The organism is Bacteroides timonensis (genome assembly GCF_000513195.1).
GTDB lineage: Bacteria > Bacteroidota > Bacteroidia > Bacteroidales > Bacteroidaceae > Bacteroides > Bacteroides timonensis.
Genome location: NZ_CBVI010000042.1, coordinates 39,169 through 57,956, shown reverse-complemented (window position 1 = coordinate 57,956; position 18,788 = coordinate 39,169). Strand labels below are relative to the sequence as shown.

Here is an 18,788-nt window from a genome sequence, read left to right as displayed (position 1 = left end):
AGTTTCAAGGCATGAAACAGTTGGTTTCAAGTAATGAAACTGTGAGTTTCAAGGCATGGAACAGAAATGAAAAAGGCCGCATCGGTTTTGTCTGATGCGGCCTTTCTTATTTATTATCGTATTGTCCTATGTTATTGCAGGAATCAGTTGTTCAGTTCCAGCATTTCCTCGATATATTCCCTTGTATTGCTGAGACGCGGAACTTTGTGTTGTCCACCCAACTTTCCTTTTTGTGCCAGCCAGTCATGGAATAGGTCTTTGCGGGCAACAATCACCTCCAGAGGTTGCAGGGCAATGTTCTTCTGTCGTTTTGCTTCATAATCGGAATTCACTTCTTTCAGTGTATCATCCAGTATTTTGGCAAAATTCTCTATACTGTCCGGTGCCTGTACAAACTCAATCAACCATTGGTGACGGCATTTAGCATTGGCATCCATAAATACAGGAGCAGCCGAATAATCGGAAATCAATGCTCCGGTAGCCTCGCAAGCCTTTGCCAAACCTTTTTCCGCGTTATCCACAATCAATTCTTCACCGAAGGCATTGATGAAATGCTTGGTACGTCCGGTGATGACGAATTTATATGGATCCTTTTGCGTGAACTTCACGGTATCTCCAATCATATAGCGCCACAAACCCGCGGAGGTAGAGATGACCAATGCATAATTCTTGTCCACTTCCACTTCTTCCAGGCAGTAGATGCGGGGATTCTCTTTACCTACATCTTCCAATGGGATGAACTCATAGAATATACCGTAGTCGATCATCAACAGCATGGACGGATCATTCGGATCGTTTTGCGTACCGAAATACCCTTCGGAAGCATTGTACGTTTCTACATAATGCATCTTGGATGAACGGATTACCTCTTTGTATTGTTCGCGGTAAGGTGTGAAGGCAACGCCCCCATGGAAGAAGACTTCCAGATTGGGCCATATTTCTTCCAGCGATTGTTTACCGGTCTTTTCAAGAATACGCTTAATGAGTACTAACATCCATGAAGGAACGCCCGAAAGGCTCGTTACATCTTTTGATACGGCACTGTTGGCGATTGCTTCTATCTTCTTTTCAAAGTCGCTCATAAGAGCGATTTTCTTGCTCGGAACACGGACGCAGTTCACTAACGGATGTATATTTTGTATAAGGATAGCAGAAAGATCGCCTACAAGTCCGTGCCTGGAGTTGAGGTTGGGGCTGTGGCTTCCACCTAAAATCAAACCTTGTCCGGAGAAAAAGCGGCTGTCAGGATTCTGCCCCAGATAGAGGGCAACCGCATCTTTACCGCCCTGATAATGTGTGTCATTCAATGCTTCTTTGCTGACGGGCAGGAATTTGCTTTTATCATTTGTGGTACCCGAAGATTTGGCAAACCAGCGTATCTCTGACGGCCAGAGCAGGTTTTGTTCTCCTGCACGCAGGCGTTCCACATACGGCTTTACCTCTTCGTAAGTCTGTATGGGGAGTCTGTTTCTAAAGTCTTCATAAGTATGAATGCTTTTATAATCATATTTCTTTCCCCATTCTGTATTTTCGGCCATGCGCACCAGACGGTTCAACACTTGGTGTTGCAGCTCTTCTGCACGGTTGACATACAAGTCGATTCTTTTCAGGCGAGGGGTAAAATACACCTTATTCAGCAATGTTGTGATATTCATCTCTCTTAGTTAAAACTATTTTGTTGCGCAAAAATAATCTTATTTATCGGCTTCTCTATCTTTTTTCTCTTTTTTTTCTATCTTTACGGACCTAAAGAACAATAATTCAAACAAAAGTGTCATGAGAATCGGTATTTTGACTTCGGGGGGCGATTGTCCCGGCATCAATGCCACCATTCGTGGAGTGTGCAAAACTGCAATCAATCATTACGGGATGGAAGTTGTGGGCATTCATAGTGGCTTTCAGGGATTGCTTACCAAGGATGTGGAGTCGTTTACTGATAAATCTTTGTCCGGTTTGTTGAACCAGGGCGGCACAATGCTCGGCACTTCCCGCGAGAAACCTTTCAAGAAGAACGGTGTGATATCCGATGTCAATAAACCGGCATTGATAGAACAGAATATCAAGGAATTAGGATTGGATTGTGTGGTTTGTATCGGTGGTAACGGTACGCAGAAGACTGCTGCCAAACTGGCTGCCATGGGACTGAACATTGTATCTGTGCCTAAGACTATCGACAATGATATCTGGGGAACGGATTTCTCTTTCGGATTTGATTCGGCTGTAAGTATTGCTACGGATGCCATTGACCGCCTGCACTCTACTGCCAGTTCGCACAAACGGGTGATGGTGATCGAGGTAATGGGGCATAAGGCCGGCTGGATCGCGCTATATTCAGGTATGGCAGGTGGCGGTGACGTTATCTTGATACCCGAGATTCCTTATAATATCCATAATATTGGTGAGACTATTCTGAACCGGTTGAAGAAAGGAAAACCTTATTCCATCGTGGTGGTTGCCGAAGGTATACAGACGGATGGCCGGAAACGTGCCGCTGAGTACATTGCTCAGGAGATAGAGTATGAAACAGGTATTGAAACCCGCGAAACTGTGCTTGGCTATATCCAACGGGGAGGTTCGCCCACGCCTTTCGATCGGAATCTGTCTACCCGCATGGGTGGGCATGCTACAGAACTGATTGCAACAGAACAGTTTGGCCGGATGATTACGTTGAAAGGGGATGAGATTTCTTCTGCGCCACTGGAGGAAATTGCAGGGAAGTTGAAACTGGTAACGGAGGATAATGATCTGGTTGTTCAAGGGCGCCGGATGGGAATTTGTTTCGGCTGATGATGATGTGGGCGAAGATTATTCGCCCTTACATTCGTCCGTTTCAGGATTTTCTACAGACAGAATAGTTTCTTGATTTTCTTCAATCAAAGTCTCCTCTATAAGTTCCTCTGTCTCTTCTGCATTCTCAGGCAAATGATTCTGCGCTTTTGCGGCTTCTATTTGTTCTTTGAATGCAACATCATTCTTTATCTTTTTCAAGGCAGCCTGCGCAGCATTTTGTTGGGACTCCTTTTTAGAGTATCCGGTTCCTTTTCCGGCCGAAATACCTTCTATGCGGATTTCGGTATGAAACATGGGGTTGTAATCTTTATCAAGGAACTGCTCGATAAGCTCAAATGAGACTTCAACTTTGCTTTTCTGGCTCCATTCAATCAGCTTCGATTTGAAGTTGACCTCCTTGCGCGACATCTTGTCGAGGTCAATGTAATTCTTGAATATCTTTTCTTCTATGAACCGCTTACAGCGCTCGTAGCCTTGATCCAGATAGATGGCACCGATGAATGCTTCGAAAGCATTTCCGTACATATAACTGTTGTGCGAGGAAGAACGGGTGGAATATTTTACCAGCTTGTCCAGTCCTGTTGCTACTGCCAACTTATTCAGAGTTTCCCGCTGTACGATTTTGGAACGTGTATTTGTGAGGAATCCCTCGCGGCGACCTTCGAAATGCTTGTAGACAATATCCCCCACGATGGCGTCAAGAATGGCGTCACCCAGGAACTCCAGGCGTTCATTATTCAAAGGGCGTCCCTTTTCTGAGCGGATGGAGGTGGATTTGTGCAACAAAGCCTGCTGGTAGAGCTGGATGTTGCGGGGATAGAACCCCAGGATCTTATAAAAACAAAAATAAGACTCTCTGTCCTTACGGAATAAGAGCCTTATTTTGTCTATTTGATTACGTAACACGACTGATTATTCTGCGTATTTCTTAAAAATAACACATGCATTATGACCACCGAATCCAAATGTATTGGACAGGGCTACATTCACTTCGCGTTCTTGAGCTTTGTTGAATGTAAGGTTAAGGTCATAGTCGATGTTTTCGTCGTTATCACCCTCTTCGTGGTTGATAGTCGGAGGTACGATGCCATTCTTGATCGCAAGAATACTTACGATGGCTTCCACCGCACCGGCGGCGCCCAGCAAGTGACCGGTCATGGATTTCGTTGAACTGATGTTCAGTTCAAATGCATGCTCGCCAAATACTTCTTTAATAGCTTTAGCTTCCGATATATCACCTACGGGAGTAGAAGTACCGTGAACATTGATATAATCTACTTCTTCGGGTTTCATCTCGGCATCTTCCAGCGCATTTCTCATCACTAACTTGGCTCCAAGTCCTTCCGGATGAGAAGCGGTCAGATGGTAAGCGTCGGCAGACATACCTACGCCGGCAACTTCCGCATAAATCTTGGCACCACGTGCTTTGGCATGTTCCAGCTCTTCAAGAACCAGACAACCGCCACCTTCACCCATCACGAAACCGTCGCGGCTTGCGCTGAACGGACGGGATGCGGTTGTAGGAGATTCATTGCGTGTCGATAATGCATGCATAGCATTGAAACCGCCTACACCACCAACCGTGATTGCCGCTTCCGAGCCGCCACTCACAATAACGTTAGCCTTGCCCAAACGGATCAGGTTGAAGGCATCGGCAATAGCGTTTGTGGAAGTAGCGCATGCGGAACAAGTTGCGTAGTTGGGGCCGTGAAAACCATACATAATAGAAATCTGTCCGGCGGCAATATCCGAAATCATCTTGGGGATGAAGAACGGATTGAACTTAGGACCGTTTTCTTTACCGGTCAAGGCATAGTTACTTACTTCTTGCTCAAATGTCTGGATACCGCCGATGCCGGCTCCAAAAATGACACCGATTCTGTTTAAATCCTCATTTTCGACGTCAAGACCGGAATCGCTGACCGCTTCTTTTGCTACAGCAATGGCATATTGTGCATACAAGTCCATTTTGCGGGCTTCTTTGCGGTCGATATATTTGGTAACTTCGAAGTCTTTCACTTCGCAGGCAAATTGAGTCTTGAAAAGGGAAGCGTCGAAATGAGTAATAGGTCCTGCTCCACTAACCCCATTCACAAGATTTTCCCAAAAGTCGGAAACATTGTTGCCAATGGGGGTAATGGCGCCGAGACCTGTTACTACAACTCTTTTTAATTCCATATTAAATTGATGGATAGGATTACTTAGCGTGTTCTTCGATGTAAGAAACGGCGTCGCCTACAGTACCAATCTTTTCAGCTTGGTCATCCGGAATAGAGATACCGAATTCCTTTTCGAATTCCATGATAAGTTCTACAGTGTCAAGAGAATCAGCTCCTAAATCGTTAGTGAAGCTAGCTTCGTTAGTAACTTCTGATTCTTCAACGCCTAATTTGTCGACGATAATCGCTTTCACTCTTGATGCAATTTCAGACATAACTTTAAGTTTTTAATTAATAATTAGTTTTATTTCTTTAATTTTGCGGGGCAAAGGAATAAATATTTATCGTCACTCGCAAATATTTGACGAATTAAATGCAATGTTTTGCACATTTTTCACGGTTTTGTGCACTAAAAAGAAGAAATATGAGGAAAAATATCGCAGTTTTAGCATCGGGAAGCGGCACGAATGCCGAAAATATCATCCGTTATTTCCGGGAAAAAAGTTCGGCTTGTGTGGCCTTGGTTTTAACTAATCGTCAGAATGCGTTCGTTTTAGAGCGCTCTCGTGGGCTGGAAGTGCCTTGCTCCTATTTTCCGAAGAGTGACTGGGAGAATGGAGAGGCGATTTTATCGGTGTTGCGGGAGCATGAAATAGATTTTGTGGTACTGGCTGGTTTCCTGGCGCGCGTACCGGATCTTATTTTGCATGCTTATTCCAATAAAATGATAAATATACATCCTTCATTGCTGCCCAAGTTCGGCGGAAAGGGAATGTATGGCGACCGTGTGCACGAAGCTGTGATTGCTGCCGGCGAGAAGGAAAGTGGCATTACTATTCATTATACTAATGAGCATTATGATGAAGGCGCTATTATTTATCAGGTGAAATGCCCGGTGTTGCCGGAAGATACTCCTGATGATTTGGCACAACGTATTCATGCGCTGGAATATGACACTTATCCGAAAGTGATAGAAAAATTGCTTGAATCCGAAGGCTAAAATTTTATAGCTTTATCATACCCGGTTCTGTTCTGAGCCGTGTCTGCTCCGTGTTATCTCCGTATCATCTCCGTGTCTTAGAGTATGGAGCGGGTACGGACTTGCTACGGAGCTGGTACGGAGTTACTACGGAGGACTTACGGAGATGCTACGGAGTTACTACGGAGAATGCCGTCTTTTCTCTCCGCAGCGGATAATCTCCTCTTAACTTTTCAAACAGTTCTGGATGAGCTCTCAACGCTTCGCAGTCTTGCCGCGGATCATACATTTTTAAATAGGCTTCTGTGGGGGTCGATGCTATGATAATCGGATTTTCCGGTTTGGGTGGATCGATGTGGTAGTCGGCTTGTATATTGAAATATCGGCAAAGGGAGTCCAGAGACATTCGCGTAGCATTCGCTTTTCCATCTGCCGAGTATCCGGCGATATGGGGGGTGCCGATGAATACCTTATATAATAAGGAGAGATTAATGCCGGGTTCGTTTTCCCATACGTCAATGACGGCATCGGAAATCAGGCCGGTTTGAAGAGCTTTCAATAAAGCTGCTGTTTCTATTACTTCTCCGCGGGAAGTATTGATGATGATGGGAGAACGTTTGAGGGAACGGAAGAATGCTTCATCGGCCAGATGGAAAGTTTTATATTTCCCTTCCTTATATAAAGGTACGTGGAAAGTGATGACATCACATTCTTCGGCAAGAAGCTGCAAAGAGCAGAAGTCAGTACTTCCTTCTTTCTCTTCTCGTGGTAAGTCGTTCAGCAATACCCGCATGCCTAATTCGCGGGCCACTTTAGCCACTTTGATGCCTACGTTGCCTACTCCGACAATGCCGATGGTCATTTCTGATAAGTTTTTTCCTTTCAGGAGATTTATTAATAAGAGTGTGGATTGCAAGTATTGTGCTACGGAAGCGGAGTTGCATCCCGGTGCATTGGTCCAGGTTATGCCCGCTTCGTGGCAATACTCCGTATCTATATGGTCGAAACCGATTGTGGCTGTAGCAATGAATTGTACCCGGCTTCCTTGTAGTAATTCGCGGTTGCATTGAGTGCGTGTGCGGATTATTAGTGCGTCCGCATCTTTCACTAAAGCAGGGGTGAAGTCTTTTCCGGGGACATATATTGCTTCGTCGGCTATTTTCCCGATAGCTTCCTCTATAAAAGGTATTTTATTGTCAACAATAACTTTCATGGAATTCTGTTTTTTGAATATAGGCAAATTTAGAAATTAATTATATGTATGGGGCTATGTTATAGTAACAAAGTATAGCTGGTTTCTATTTTCTTATGAAAGTTGCTTTGATTTGTTAACGTATTCTTCATACGAATCCTCTCATCTTATCTTCTTGAAGGTGTTATGGGGTAGTAAAAATATGAAATAAATAAGGAAGAGGATATTCAGCTTTTGGAGCAAGATGGGAATAAAAAGTAGGGAACGGTTGCTTGTGTGGGAAATATTGCATAACTTTGTATTATTGTATAACTGTAAAGTTCGTTAAGATTATGGCATTTAGTAACCTTTGCAACAGCATTTTTGAGAAGTCAGTCGCGGATTATCATGTAATGGATAGCGTGGATGCGCCGATGAACAATCCTTACGAGTTGAAGACGATTGAGTATTATCTGTATTTGAAGAATTGGATTGATGCCGTGCAATGGCATTTTGAAGATATTATACGTGATCCGCAGATTGAACCGAATGCGGCATTAACTTTGAAACGAAGAATAGACAAGTCTAATCAGGACAGAACAGACTTGGTAGAACTGATCGATAGCTATTTCCTGGATAAATATAAAGATGTGAAACCGATGGCGGAGGCTACCATTAATACGGAAAGTCCCGCATGGGCGATAGACCGTCTTTCTATTCTTGCATTAAAGATCTATCACATGCAAAAGGAGGTGGAACGTACGGATACTACTCCCGAACATCATGCTCAATGCCAGGCTAAACTGGACATCCTTCTGGAACAAAAGCAAGATCTTTCGTCGGCCATTGACCAATTGCTGGCTGATATTGAATCCGGAAAAAAATATATGAAAGTATATAAACAGATGAAGATGTATAATGACCCGGCCTTGAATCCGGTGCTTTATGCAAAAAGATAACGAATGGCACGTATCCTCATTATCCGTTTCTCTGCGCTTGGCGATGTAGCCATGACGGTTCCGGTAGTGCATTCGCTGGCAGCCGAATATCCTCAGCATGAAATCATAGTGCTGAGTCGTACTGCATTGCAACCTCTTTTTCTGAAGTTGCCTGAGAATGTAAGCTTTTACGGTGCCGATTTGTCGGGGAAACATAAAGGATTACGAGGATTAAACAGTTTGTATGCAGAACTAAAAGGGCTACATTTTGACTGTGTGGCCGATTTTCATGATATACTTCGCGCGAAATACTTACGATGGCGTTTTCGGTTGGATGGCGTGCCTGTAGCTGCAATATGCAAGGGGCGGGCAGGTAAGAAGAAACTGGTTCGCCGTCATCATAAGGTTTTTGAAAAGCAGGAAAGCTCTTTCCGGCGCTATGCTGATGTGCTGGAAAAGCTGGGACTTCCGGTTCAATTGAAGTTCACCTCCATCTATGGAGAGGGGAAAGGCGACTTCTCGCAAATAGAACCGGCGGTAGGACCGAAAGGGAATAATAAATGGATAGGTATTGCTCCTTTTGCTAAACATAAGGGTAAGATTTATCCGATAGAACAGCAGGAACGGGTCGTTGCCCATTTTGCCGCAATGCCGGATGTGAAAGTTTTCCTTTTGGGTGGAGGGAAGAGTGAAAAGGAGGTATTCGACCGCTGGACCGCTAAGTATCCTTCCGTCATATCGTTGATTGGTAAGCTGAAAATGGATACGGAATTGAATCTGATGAGTCATTTGGATGTGATTCTTTCCATGGACTCCGCTAATATGCATTTGGCGTCTCTGGTCAATGTGCCTGTTGTTTCCGTATGGGGTGCTACGCATCCTTATGCCGGATTCATGGGGTGGAAACAGTTACCGGCCAATACGGTGCAGCTTGACTTGTCCTGCCGTCCATGTTCGGTTTACGGGCAGAAGCCCTGCTGGCGTGGCGATTATGCTTGCCTGAGGGAGATAAAACCTGAAGAGATTATTGCGAAGATTGAAGAGAATATAAGGTAAATGATGGATAAATATTTTAGAATGACGGGACCGTCTAAAAAGGTGAAGGCAGAGTAAAATATGAAAATAATAGTAAATCCTGCATACGAACATTTGCGGAAATTTGTAGAAAGCATTCCTGATATCTTTGAAAGTGAGGGAAGGGTGATCTACTCTGGAAGAAACCTCATCAAGGTGATGACGGTGGACGATGGATTGGAGATCAATATAAAACGTTATGGGGTTCCGGCTTTGGTAAATCGGATTGCTTATTCTTTTTTTCGTGCCCCGAAAGGAAGGCGCGCCTTTTCATATCCCAACATACTGCTTCAGAGAGGCTTTGAGACCCCGGTTCCTATCGCTTATATCGAAGAGTGCAAGTGCGGTTTGATCAAATACTCTTATTTTATCAGTCTTCAATCTTCCTATCGAAGAAACTTTTATGAATTCGGCAATGCCGATGTTAACGATTGCCGGGATGTTGTTATAGCCTTTGCCCGTTATACGGCTCGCCTGCATGAATCTGATATTATGCATCGGGATTATTCTCCCGGAAATATCCTGTTCGATAAGATAGACGGTGAGTATCATTTTATGTTAGTGGATATCAACCGCATGAGCTTCGGCAAGATCAGTATTGATATGGGGTGTGCCAATTTTGCCCGTTTATGGGGACAGAAAGCCTTTTTTGAATTACTTGCCAGAGAATATGCACGGGCACGCAATGCTGATGAACGATACTGCGTTGATAAAGTGCTTGCACACCGGAAGAAGTTCTGGATTTATTTTGCAAAGAAACATCAAGTGAAGTATAAACTGGAGCTATAGAGAGAAGTATGCGTATTGTCTTATTCTGTGAAAATAAGTATGCTGTTGATATATTATTGCCTATATATCAGGAAGCGGTAAAGTCGGAGGCGAATCATATCTTGTGGTATGTGCATCTTCCGAAGATCCCGGTTTTTCCACTGGATGGAAAAGTTGTTTATACACATTCGATGCAGGAGGTTTATGATTTTTCTCCGGAAGCTATATTTGTGCCGGGTAATATTGTTCCCTATTATTTACCGGGTGTGAAGATACAGGTTTTTCATGGCTATGCGGCGGAAAAGAAAGATCATTGGATCATCCGTCGCTATTTTGACACCTATTTCACCCAAGGTCCTTTTTTTACGAAAAAGTTTAAGGAATTAGCTGCCGAATATAAAGATTTTGAGGTCGTGGAGACCGGTTGGCCCAAACAAGATTGGATAAAAAATCATTGGCATGATTTTGACCGGGAACGTGAAGAACTGTTGAAACTGCATGGAAAAAGTCAAATTGTATTATATGCGCCTACTTTTTCACCAAGTTTAACATCTCTTCCTGCATTAAAAGAGGCTTTGCTGCATTTAGTAAAGATGAAGGATGTCGTTCTGTTATTGAAGTTGCATCCGTTGACTAAAAAAGAGTGGATGGATGAATATAAACAACTGGCGGAACAAGAAGAACACATTATATGGGAAGACGGCTTTAATGTTACGAAGTATCAGTTAATGTCCGATGTCATGATAAGTGACACTTCCTCAACGGTATATGAATTCTTGCTTCTGGGACGTCCGGTAATTACTTATCGCACCATAGCGAAGGACATTTACTGGACTGACATAACGGATACATCCCAATTGGTGGACGCCTTTGAAAGTGTGCAGCATGATGAAAGCGCTATTGCGAAAAGACGATGGGTGGTTGATAACTACGATCCGTATCTGGATGGAAATGTAGCCAGGCGAATGCTGGAAGCGGCTGAAGATTATATTCGCCGTCATGGTGTTCCGAGAGAACGGAAGTTGAACCTCTGGAGAAAATATACGAGTATAAAGACGTTCGGAAGGATAAAGAAGTGATGAAAAGTAATGTAGAATTATTAAAAAGCAGGAATATGAAATCTTATGTTTTTCCGGGAAATATAGAAGAGCGGATTCTTCGAATCGCAGGAGAACCTTTTCCGTATATGCGCACTGCTTTGTTTTCTGAAATTGTGAAGGACTCAGAGCGTATGTTGCTGGAGCTGATACATTGTCCAGGCGGGCGTGTTATCTTCTATACAGCTTCAGGAACCGGTGCGATGGATGCTGTGGTTACCAATTATGTTTCCCTGAAAAAGAAAGCTTTTATTATAGCCGGCGGTTCATTCGGCTACCGCTGGAAGAGTCTCTGCGAGTACTATCAGGTTCAGAATGAAGTTTTTGAAGTTCCTTTTGCTCGTGATATTGATTATGCCCGGCTGGAAAATGCTGTGGCTGCTTCGCGTCCGGATGTGTTTTTATGTCAACATCATGAAACCTCTACCGGTCAACTGTTTGATTTAAAGAAAATTTCTGCTATTTGCAGGAAACATAATGTTTCGCTGGTTGTTGATGCTATTAGTTCTTTCTTGTCCGATGATTTGGATATGGAAGAGTTGAATATTGACATCTGTATTACCAGTAGTCAGAAGGGGCTGAATATAGCCCCGGGTTTGTCGTTTCTGTTTCTTTCGCCTAGAATCCTACAGACTGATTTTTTGCATAAATCTTATTATTTTGATTTTGCTGAGAATCTGAAGAATCTGGAACGCGGTCAGACACCTTACAGTCCGGCCACCAGTTTGTTTATGCAATTGCATGCCCGTTTAAAGGAGAATGTACTCCTTGGGGTTGACAAAATCATTGCTTCCGTGCGTGCTAAAGCACTGTATTTTCGTGAGCTGTGCAGACAGAATGGTTGGGAAGTTCCGGCGGAAGTACCATCCAATTGCATTACGGGGTTCTTTGTCCGTCGGAATGGGGATATTCTCTTTAATGAATTGTTGAAGCAAGACATATTCATTATGCCGGGTGGCACTCCTTGTTATTTCAGGGTTTCTCATTTGGGAGTTCAAAGTGAAGAGGATCTGGATGATCTGGCAAAGAGAATTAAAGAAATAGAATACCGATAAATCTATATAGCATGGAAAAAAAGAAAATCAGAGTATTCACATCCGGTAGTTTTGACCTGTTTCATATCGGGCATCTGAACATATTGGAACGTTCGGCGGCATTGGGCGATGAACTTATAGTCGGCGTAAGCACAGATGAGCTGATACAGCATTACAAAGGAATGCCGCCTATTATTCCTTTTGAACAACGTTTCCGGATTATCTCGTCTTTGAAGTGTGTGACTAAAGCTGTGAAGCAAGTGAAGCTTACTGAGGTGGCGCAATTACAGAGAGAAGATATTGATATAGTAACCATTGGGGATGATTGGATAAATAAGTATCTGGAGGGGCTTGAGTGGATGAAGCAACAGCCCGGTAAGGAAGTGGTCTATTTTCCTTATACTCCCGATGTAAGCACTACAGGTATTAAGAAGAAAATAATAGAGAGTACAAGTGAGATTATCAGGGCAGCGCTACAACGTGAGGCTGAATTAGATTATAATTGGCCGGAAGATCAGAAAAAATGAAGTTGAATTAAAGAATTGATACATGTTAGTCTCATTAATGATATCTACATATAATTGGAAAGAGGCCTTGTCCCTATGTCTGTACAGCGCTTTCGCTCAGACCGTGAAGCCTTGTGAGATTCTGATTGCAGATGATGGCTCACGTGACGACACCAAGCAGCTGATTGATAAGATGCGGGCAAAGACCGATATTCCTATTGTGCATGTATGGCACGAGGACAAAGGTTTCCGTCTTTCCGCTATCCGTAATCGCTCCATTGAAAGGGCGAAAGGGGATTATATTATCCAGATTGATGGTGATATCCTTTTGGATAGGCACTTTATCGCTGACCATCTGGAATTGGCGGAGAAGGGATATTTTGTATGTGGCAGTCGGGTGCTTTTGGGGAGAATGGCTACTGCCCGGTTACTTAGAGGGGTGGAAACTCATCCTGCACTTTTTAAACAAGACCTTAGCTTTTTGTTGAACGCTTTTCGTTCACACACTTTACGTTTGTATTTGGCAAATCGTTATGCCAAGCGTAGTATGTTAAGAATCCGGGGGTGTAATATGGCTTTCTGGAAAGAAGATTTATTGCGCGTTAATGGTTATAATGAGTCTTTGGAGATGTGGGGGCAGGAAGATGTGGAAATTTCCTATCGGCTTATCCATGCAGGTATCCAAAAGAAACAATTGAAGATGGGAGGAGTACAATTTCATCTTTATCATAAATTTGCTTCGCGGGAGAATTTGGAATATCACGAACAGGTATTGAGACAAGTTATTGAGGAGAAGACGATATGGTGTGAGAATGGGATCGTGAAGGATCGGAGAGAAGTCCAAGTGTTATGAAAGAGAAAGTGGCTTTTGTTGTTACCGGATATGGAAAGCAAGCCAGAGGAGGGGCAGAGCAACACTGTCGGATGTTGGCCGAAAGGCTTACTGTCGATTACGAAGTAGAGGTTCTGACTACTTGCGTGGAGAATTACGTGTGTGGAGGAAATGGTCTTCCTGTAGGTGTTGAAGAGGAGAATGGCGTTACTGTTAGACGTTTTGAGGCTCAACCGATTCAACAGGAATTGCATAAATATTATGTGAGAAAATCAAAATGGGTTAGAAGAATTCGGAAATTTCTTTTTCAATTAGGGATTTTACGATCATTGGCTTCTATTTGGCCTGTTTGGACTTATATGCACAAATTAGAGCAAAAAGTTATGCAAAGTTATGTTTTTTATTCTCCTCAATTGCTTTCGTACGTGCAAGAGAATAAAGAATATTTTAAAGCTATTATTCCAATTAATATATCATATCCATTGGCGTATTATATTTCTTTGTATGCTCCTGAAAGAACGATTCTTATTCCTACAATGCATTATGAGAGTTCAACTTTTCGCTCCATTTATACAGAGGTGTTTACGAAAGTTGCATATATTGGATTTAATACGGCAGCAGAACAAAAACTTGCGGAACGTATTTTTGGAAAAAAAATATCTGATCATGGAATTATTAGTGTTGGAATTGAGAGTACAAAAGATGCTGACTGGAATGTAACTAAAGGAAAATATAATCTACCGGAAGCCTATCTTTTATTTGTAGGAAGAATTGATAGAGGTAAGTTGAATCATATTGTTCAATATTATTTAAACTATAAAAAGAGATACAAGCAATCTGATTTGAAACTGGTACTTGTAGGAGGACTTTTTTCTAAGCCTATACAACATCCTGATATTATTTATACAGGATTTGTTAGTGAAAACGAAAAGTATACTATAATCCAGCATGCTAAGGTTTTTGTTAATCCATCGAAGTTTGAAAGTCTATCTTTAATACTATTAGAGGGAATGTCAAGGGGAAAAGCTATGTTGGTGAATGGAAAATGTGCTGTTTTGAAGGAGCATTGTCAAAAGAGTGAAGGAGGCGCTCTATATTATACTGGTGAGAAAGACTTTATTTCTAAGTTGCATAATATGGAGACCTCTGATGAGTTACGGTTGCAAATGGGAGAGAAGGGAAAGAGATATGTGGCCAAAGAGTATGATTGGAACATTATAATGGGAAGATTAAGACAAGCTATAGAAAAAATTGGGTAATTGTGGAACTTTTTAACAAAGTAATATATGGATAAAAAAAAAGGTCGAATTCTATTTTTTCATGCAGAATTCCCCAGTGGTGGTGGAGAACGTGTAACGAGGGATATAGCGAGAGGTATTCAGAGTTATGGATATGAAGTTTATGTTGTTACGTGTTGGAAAAAAGAGGGACCGTCACCAGAAGTGACTTTATTAGAGTTGCCCGATAAGAAAGTGAATACTCAAAGGAATGCGGAGGCAATCATTGATGTAATTCGATCTTTGTCTATTGATATATTTGTTTTGCCTGGCTTTCTTTGGAATTATCTAGGATTTGTACAGAAACAAGTGCAATGTAAATTCGTATATATACTTCATAATATTCCATTATGGGAAATCGTAGCTAAGCGAGAACGTCGAAAACGTACACAAGGCTCTATTTTGAAGATGTTGGAATGGTATTTAATAGCTTACCCTAAATTTGTATGGTTAAAAAGTTATGATAAATTTTACACGAAGCAATATAGAGATGTTTACGATTCAGTTGATGCCTATGTAGTTTTATGTGATGGTTATAAAACTGAATTAGAACAAATCCTTAAGTTGCCAAAACAGAATAAGATAAGTGTAATTCATAATTCGGAACGTATAATTGAAGATCTAAATTTAGATAGAAAGAAGAAGCAAATCGTTTTTGTAGGTAATATGACTTATGAGAATAAACGGGTAGATCGCTTGCTTGATATATGGGGAATGATTTGTGAAAGGGTTCCTGATTGGGAACTTATTCTTGTTGGAGGTGGGCAGGAAAAAGAGAACTTACAAAAACAATCTGTACATATGGGATTAAAGCGTGTTGTTTTTGCTGGAGGAACTTCAAATGTACAACCATATTATGATGATGCATCTGTTTTTTGTTTAACATCAACCTTTGAAGGATGGCCTCTTTGCTTAAGTGAGGCACAAGCTAATGGAGTGGTTCCCATTGCATTTAATTGTTGTGCTGGTATAGAAGAAATGTTGTCGCCTTCTGGGATAAATGGAATCTTGATTTCTCCATTTGATATGCGCGAGTTTGCTGATGCACTTTATCAATTACTAATTTCTCCTGAGTTGTTAGATAAAATGAGGCATAATGTAATTCTGAAATCTCACGCCTATTCTTTAGACAAGATTGGAAAACAGTGGGTTAATTTATTTGAGTCACTAAATTTATGATTAATATAGATATAGAATAATGCTGTCGATTATTATTTGCTCGATTTCTCCCGAACGTTTACAGGCTGTAAAACGCAATATTCAACAGTCTATAGGAGTTGAACATGAATTTATTATAATAGATAATAGGGAAAATAAATGGCCTATAGCCAAGGCTTATAACTATGGAGCACATGCTGCTAAATATCCTTATTTGTTTTTTGTGCATGAGGATGTGAAATTCCATTCGGATAATTGGGGGGAATTTATAGAAAATAAATTGCAAGAGCCAGATTGTGGTGTTATAGGCTTTACTGGTAGTAAAGTGAAACTTAAGTGTTATTCAGGATGGGGACAATCTTCTAAATGGATATGTTCCTATTTATATCAGCGGACAGATAAACATACGATTTTTAATGTTCAAAATGCTTATTTGGAATGTCCATTTGAAGAAGTTGTTGTTTTAGATGGGTTAGGTATGTTTGTGCGTAAAGAGGTATGGGCAATTTATCCTTTTGATGAGGAGATTTTGACAGGTTTCCATTGCTATGACTTGGATTTTTCATTGCAAATAGCAGTAAGTAAGCAATTCCGGAATTATATCTGTTGCTCAAATAAAGTACTTATTGAGCATTTATCATTAGGGAGCTTTAATTTAGATTGGTTTAAAGAGACTATACAGTTACATAGACTGAAATGGAGTAAATTTCTTCCTATAAAGGTGGGAGGGCTAACTCTTACTAAAAAGGAAGAAAAAAAACTTGAAGAACGTTTTTTTAATATATTTGTACGCGATATATTAAAAACTGATTCTAAAGAAAAAAAAATGATATTGAAGGAATTCTTCTTTTGTTCCTTTTCTTTGAAGCATATTGGACATTGTTTATCTAATCTATATAAATATATTAAGTCGAGTCTTTTGTAAATCTATATAAAAGGCTATAAGGGCTATGGAATTTCATTTTATAAAGGAAAAATACATGGCATATGGATCTTTTGAAAGATATATACTAAAAAAACTTTTCTTTTAGGGAGTGAGACCCAAAAGCAAATCTCACAGGGAAACTATTGTTATTTATTTTGTTCAGACCAATGTGTAGATGTTTTTAAGTGAGTAATATAATATTTCTCTTCTTCTGAAAGATTGTTATTATCTATATACCAAGGTAGATGTTTTACAGTATAAGGAAAACCTGTGCGTAAGTATAGATGTTGAATATCTATTATTTCTCCTTTAAAGTAAGGCTTATATACCGCGAAGGTAGTATCTATAGGTGCCTTGAAAATATTAGGTTCTATTTCTTTCTTCCAAAATTGGCTTTCCCATTTTTGAACTTGTTCTTTGTTGATATAGCAATTTGGTAAATCATTAATGCAAATAGAGAACCCAACTTTTAGTGCTTTGGGATATTTTTTGAGTAAGAGAATGAATTTCTCCATAAAGTCGTCTGGACAATCTGGATGAATTTCTAAGTCTGAATCTGTGTATGCAAAATATGATTCGGTAAACTGTTTATAAATGCCAGTTTCCCATATAGCTAAATGGCCAATATTTTTGTTTAACATGTATATAGGATAAGGGCAATCTTTGTAATACGCTAGTAATGGGGGATAAGTGGAGTTATTGTCAATAATGTATATGTTATTATATCCCCGGATTTCTAATCCATGAATCAATGTCATTAGTGTATTTACGCGATTAAAGTTGTTAATTACGATTGGGACACTTTTATAAGGCACTTCTTCTGTTTTGCTAAAGCGTCTTTTTAATTCAGGAATTACCCACTTCTTGAACCTTTTATATTTTCGTATAAGCTTTCTTCTCATTTAATTTATCTTCTTAATAAGTTTATCCATTGTTCACCAATTCTATTCAATGTGTATCTATTGGATTTGAGCCTAGCTTTTTCGCTAAGTAAATGTAGATATTTATTATTCATTAACTCTTGTAGCTTAAGAAGCATTTCGTTCGAATTTCTATTTTCTATAATAATACCACCAGAATTTGATACTATTGAGCGAACTCCTGCACTTATATCAAAAGTTAATGGTATGACTCCAAATCTTAAAGCTTCAATTAGACACATTGGAAATCCTTCGAAGCTTGAAGTTAGGAGAATGATTTTTGCAGACTTATAGTATTCTTCTGGGTGATTGATTTGGCCGGTAAAACTAACTCTTTGTATCTGTTTATCTCTGACAGTTTGCTCTAATTTTTGGCGGATACAACCATCACCGATGATAACTAGATTCCAGTTTGTTGTTTTTCCTATTTTCTCCCATATATCAAGAATGATATGTATTTGTTTTTCTTCGGATAAACGGCCTACAAAAATTACTTGATTTTTCTTTTGTACCCATTCAATACTTTTTTGTTCTGAAAAGGGTGGTGATAATGGATTTTCTATTGCAATAACTTTCTCTTGGTACTTTTTCAGATGGTATTCATTAATGAATGGCTTGATGTATTCATTGCATAATACGATGATTTGATCACCGTTGATGCATGCTTTACGATATGAGTCAGAGAATGACTTGGTATATCGTTTATATTTGTAATTCAATCCAATGTGAAATAAGAATCTTCTTTTTATTTGTTTCAGCTTATTGGCTTTAAGGATATGCGGTAATTGCCAGTATTGTGAATTTTCATATTTGGGCATACCATGTAAAACGGAGATTATTTTTACATCTTTCTTTCTGTTGGGATTGAATATAATGTTGGTTATATGTGGATAGATGCCTTGGTTGATGATATGAGTAATATTTTTTTCTTCAATAATTCGATTGAATATTTGGATGTTTTCTTTTTCATTGTCTGTTTTAAATTGAAATATTTCCGCGATAGCAGGTGATGTAGGGGTATTGCTTATTGCATTGAAAGACAATGTATAAATAGTAAAATCTTTGCCTATATAATCAATGATGTTGTTTGAAACGGTTTCTAAACCTCCAACACCAGGGAAGATATTGAATATAAAAAGTATATTAGTACTCATTTTTTC

The 18,788-nt window shown here is 40.4% G+C and carries 19 protein-coding genes; 12 read left to right on the top strand and 7 right to left on the bottom strand.

Translation table 11 applies throughout. The features are described 5' to 3' along the window. Nucleotides 1-143: 143 nt before the first annotated feature. Entirely contained in the window at nucleotides 144-1,655 is a 1,512-nt protein-coding gene (locus BN161_RS09745; protein ID WP_044265394.1) for a GH3 auxin-responsive promoter family protein, read from the bottom strand. A gap of 121 nt (nucleotides 1,656-1,776) precedes the next feature. On the opposite strand from BN161_RS09745, the gene BN161_RS09740 reads away from it, so the two are divergent. Then, on the top strand, nucleotides 1,777-2,787 hold the full coding sequence (locus tag BN161_RS09740; protein ID WP_007216812.1) for an ATP-dependent 6-phosphofructokinase: 1,011 nt from the start codon (nucleotides 1,777-1,779) through the stop codon (nucleotides 2,785-2,787). Nucleotides 2,788-2,805: 18 nt separating this feature from the next. On the opposite strand, the gene rnc is transcribed toward BN161_RS09740, so the two are convergent. The 3 genes from rnc to BN161_RS09725 are packed head-to-tail and all read right to left on the bottom strand — an operon-like array spanning nucleotide 2,806 to nucleotide 5,224. Beyond that, nucleotides 2,806-3,696 carry a ribonuclease III gene (rnc, locus tag BN161_RS09735; RefSeq protein WP_044265392.1) on the bottom strand — a complete coding sequence of 297 codons (891 nt, stop codon included), beginning with the start codon at nucleotides 3,694-3,696 and terminating at the stop codon, nucleotides 2,806-2,808. Nucleotides 3,697-3,702: 6 nt separating this feature from the next. Next, the gene (gene fabF, locus BN161_RS09730) at nucleotides 3,703-4,968 is read right to left on the bottom strand and encodes a beta-ketoacyl-ACP synthase II (RefSeq protein ID WP_044265390.1); all 1,266 of its coding nucleotides are present in this window, start codon (nucleotides 4,966-4,968) and stop codon (nucleotides 3,703-3,705) included. A 19-nt stretch (nucleotides 4,969-4,987) separates the two neighbouring features. Next, nucleotides 4,988-5,224 (bottom strand): acyl carrier protein, encoded by a 237-nt coding sequence (locus BN161_RS09725; protein WP_004291965.1) that lies wholly within the window; start codon nucleotides 5,222-5,224, stop codon nucleotides 4,988-4,990. Between the two features lie 149 nt (nucleotides 5,225-5,373). On the opposite strand from BN161_RS09725, the gene purN reads away from it, so the two are divergent. Beyond that, nucleotides 5,374-5,949 carry a phosphoribosylglycinamide formyltransferase gene (purN, locus tag BN161_RS09720; RefSeq protein ID WP_044265387.1) on the top strand — a complete coding sequence of 192 codons (576 nt, stop codon included), beginning with the start codon at nucleotides 5,374-5,376 and terminating at the stop codon, nucleotides 5,947-5,949. 148 nt (nucleotides 5,950-6,097) lie between these two features. On the opposite strand, the gene pdxB is transcribed toward purN, so the two are convergent. Then, complete coding sequence (pdxB, locus tag BN161_RS09715; RefSeq protein WP_044265385.1) at nucleotides 6,098-7,141, bottom strand: 4-phosphoerythronate dehydrogenase PdxB; 1,044 nt, start codon at nucleotides 7,139-7,141, stop codon at nucleotides 6,098-6,100. A 311-nt stretch (nucleotides 7,142-7,452) separates the two neighbouring features. On the opposite strand from pdxB, the gene BN161_RS09710 reads away from it, so the two are divergent. The 10 genes from BN161_RS09710 to BN161_RS09665 are packed head-to-tail and all read left to right on the top strand — an operon-like array spanning nucleotide 7,453 to nucleotide 16,708. After that, nucleotides 7,453-8,058, top strand: coding sequence for a DUF4254 domain-containing protein (locus BN161_RS09710; RefSeq protein ID WP_044265410.1), 606 nt, complete (start codon nucleotides 7,453-7,455; stop codon nucleotides 8,056-8,058). A 3-nt stretch (nucleotides 8,059-8,061) separates the two neighbouring features. Then, nucleotides 8,062-9,093: a glycosyltransferase family 9 protein gene (locus BN161_RS09705; protein ID WP_044265383.1), complete on the top strand. Its 1,032-nt coding sequence runs from the start codon at nucleotides 8,062-8,064 to the stop codon at nucleotides 9,091-9,093. Between the two features lie 60 nt (nucleotides 9,094-9,153). Then, nucleotides 9,154-9,900: a lipopolysaccharide kinase InaA family protein gene (locus tag BN161_RS09700; RefSeq protein WP_044265380.1), complete on the top strand. Its 747-nt coding sequence runs from the start codon at nucleotides 9,154-9,156 to the stop codon at nucleotides 9,898-9,900. Between the two features lie 8 nt (nucleotides 9,901-9,908). Next, the gene (locus tag BN161_RS09695) at nucleotides 9,909-10,958 is read left to right on the top strand and encodes a CDP-glycerol glycerophosphotransferase family protein (protein ID WP_044265378.1); all 1,050 of its coding nucleotides are present in this window, start codon (nucleotides 9,909-9,911) and stop codon (nucleotides 10,956-10,958) included. 35 nt (nucleotides 10,959-10,993) lie between these two features. Further along, on the top strand, nucleotides 10,994-12,031 hold the full coding sequence (locus tag BN161_RS09690) for a pyridoxal-phosphate-dependent aminotransferase family protein (protein ID WP_044265405.1): 1,038 nt from the start codon (nucleotides 10,994-10,996) through the stop codon (nucleotides 12,029-12,031). An 11-nt stretch (nucleotides 12,032-12,042) separates the two neighbouring features. Further along, nucleotides 12,043-12,537 carry an adenylyltransferase/cytidyltransferase family protein gene (locus BN161_RS09685; protein ID WP_044265377.1) on the top strand — a complete coding sequence of 165 codons (495 nt, stop codon included), beginning with the start codon at nucleotides 12,043-12,045 and terminating at the stop codon, nucleotides 12,535-12,537. Nucleotides 12,538-12,559: 22 nt separating this feature from the next. After that, the gene (locus tag BN161_RS09680) at nucleotides 12,560-13,369 is read left to right on the top strand and encodes a glycosyltransferase family 2 protein (RefSeq protein ID WP_044265375.1); all 810 of its coding nucleotides are present in this window, start codon (nucleotides 12,560-12,562) and stop codon (nucleotides 13,367-13,369) included. Further along, nucleotides 13,366-14,607 carry a glycosyltransferase family 4 protein gene (locus tag BN161_RS09675; protein WP_044265373.1) on the top strand — a complete coding sequence of 414 codons (1,242 nt, stop codon included), beginning with the start codon at nucleotides 13,366-13,368 and terminating at the stop codon, nucleotides 14,605-14,607. Before BN161_RS09680 ends, BN161_RS09675 begins: the two co-directional genes overlap by 4 nt. A gap of 27 nt (nucleotides 14,608-14,634) precedes the next feature. Continuing rightward, nucleotides 14,635-15,804, top strand: a complete 1,170-nt coding sequence (locus BN161_RS09670; RefSeq protein WP_044265371.1) for a glycosyltransferase — start codon at nucleotides 14,635-14,637, stop codon at nucleotides 15,802-15,804. Nucleotides 15,805-15,823: 19 nt separating this feature from the next. After that, complete coding sequence (locus BN161_RS09665; protein ID WP_044265369.1) at nucleotides 15,824-16,708, top strand: glycosyltransferase; 885 nt, start codon at nucleotides 15,824-15,826, stop codon at nucleotides 16,706-16,708. A 146-nt stretch (nucleotides 16,709-16,854) separates the two neighbouring features. Here the strand turns inward: BN161_RS09665 and BN161_RS09660 are convergent, their stop codons facing one another. Beyond that, entirely contained in the window at nucleotides 16,855-17,610 is a 756-nt protein-coding gene (locus tag BN161_RS09660; protein ID WP_052356226.1) for a glycosyltransferase family A protein, read from the bottom strand. Between the two features lie 5 nt (nucleotides 17,611-17,615). Continuing rightward, nucleotides 17,616-18,782, bottom strand: coding sequence for a glycosyltransferase (locus BN161_RS09655; protein ID WP_044265367.1), 1,167 nt, complete (start codon nucleotides 18,780-18,782; stop codon nucleotides 17,616-17,618). Nucleotides 18,783-18,788 lie beyond the last annotated feature (6 nt).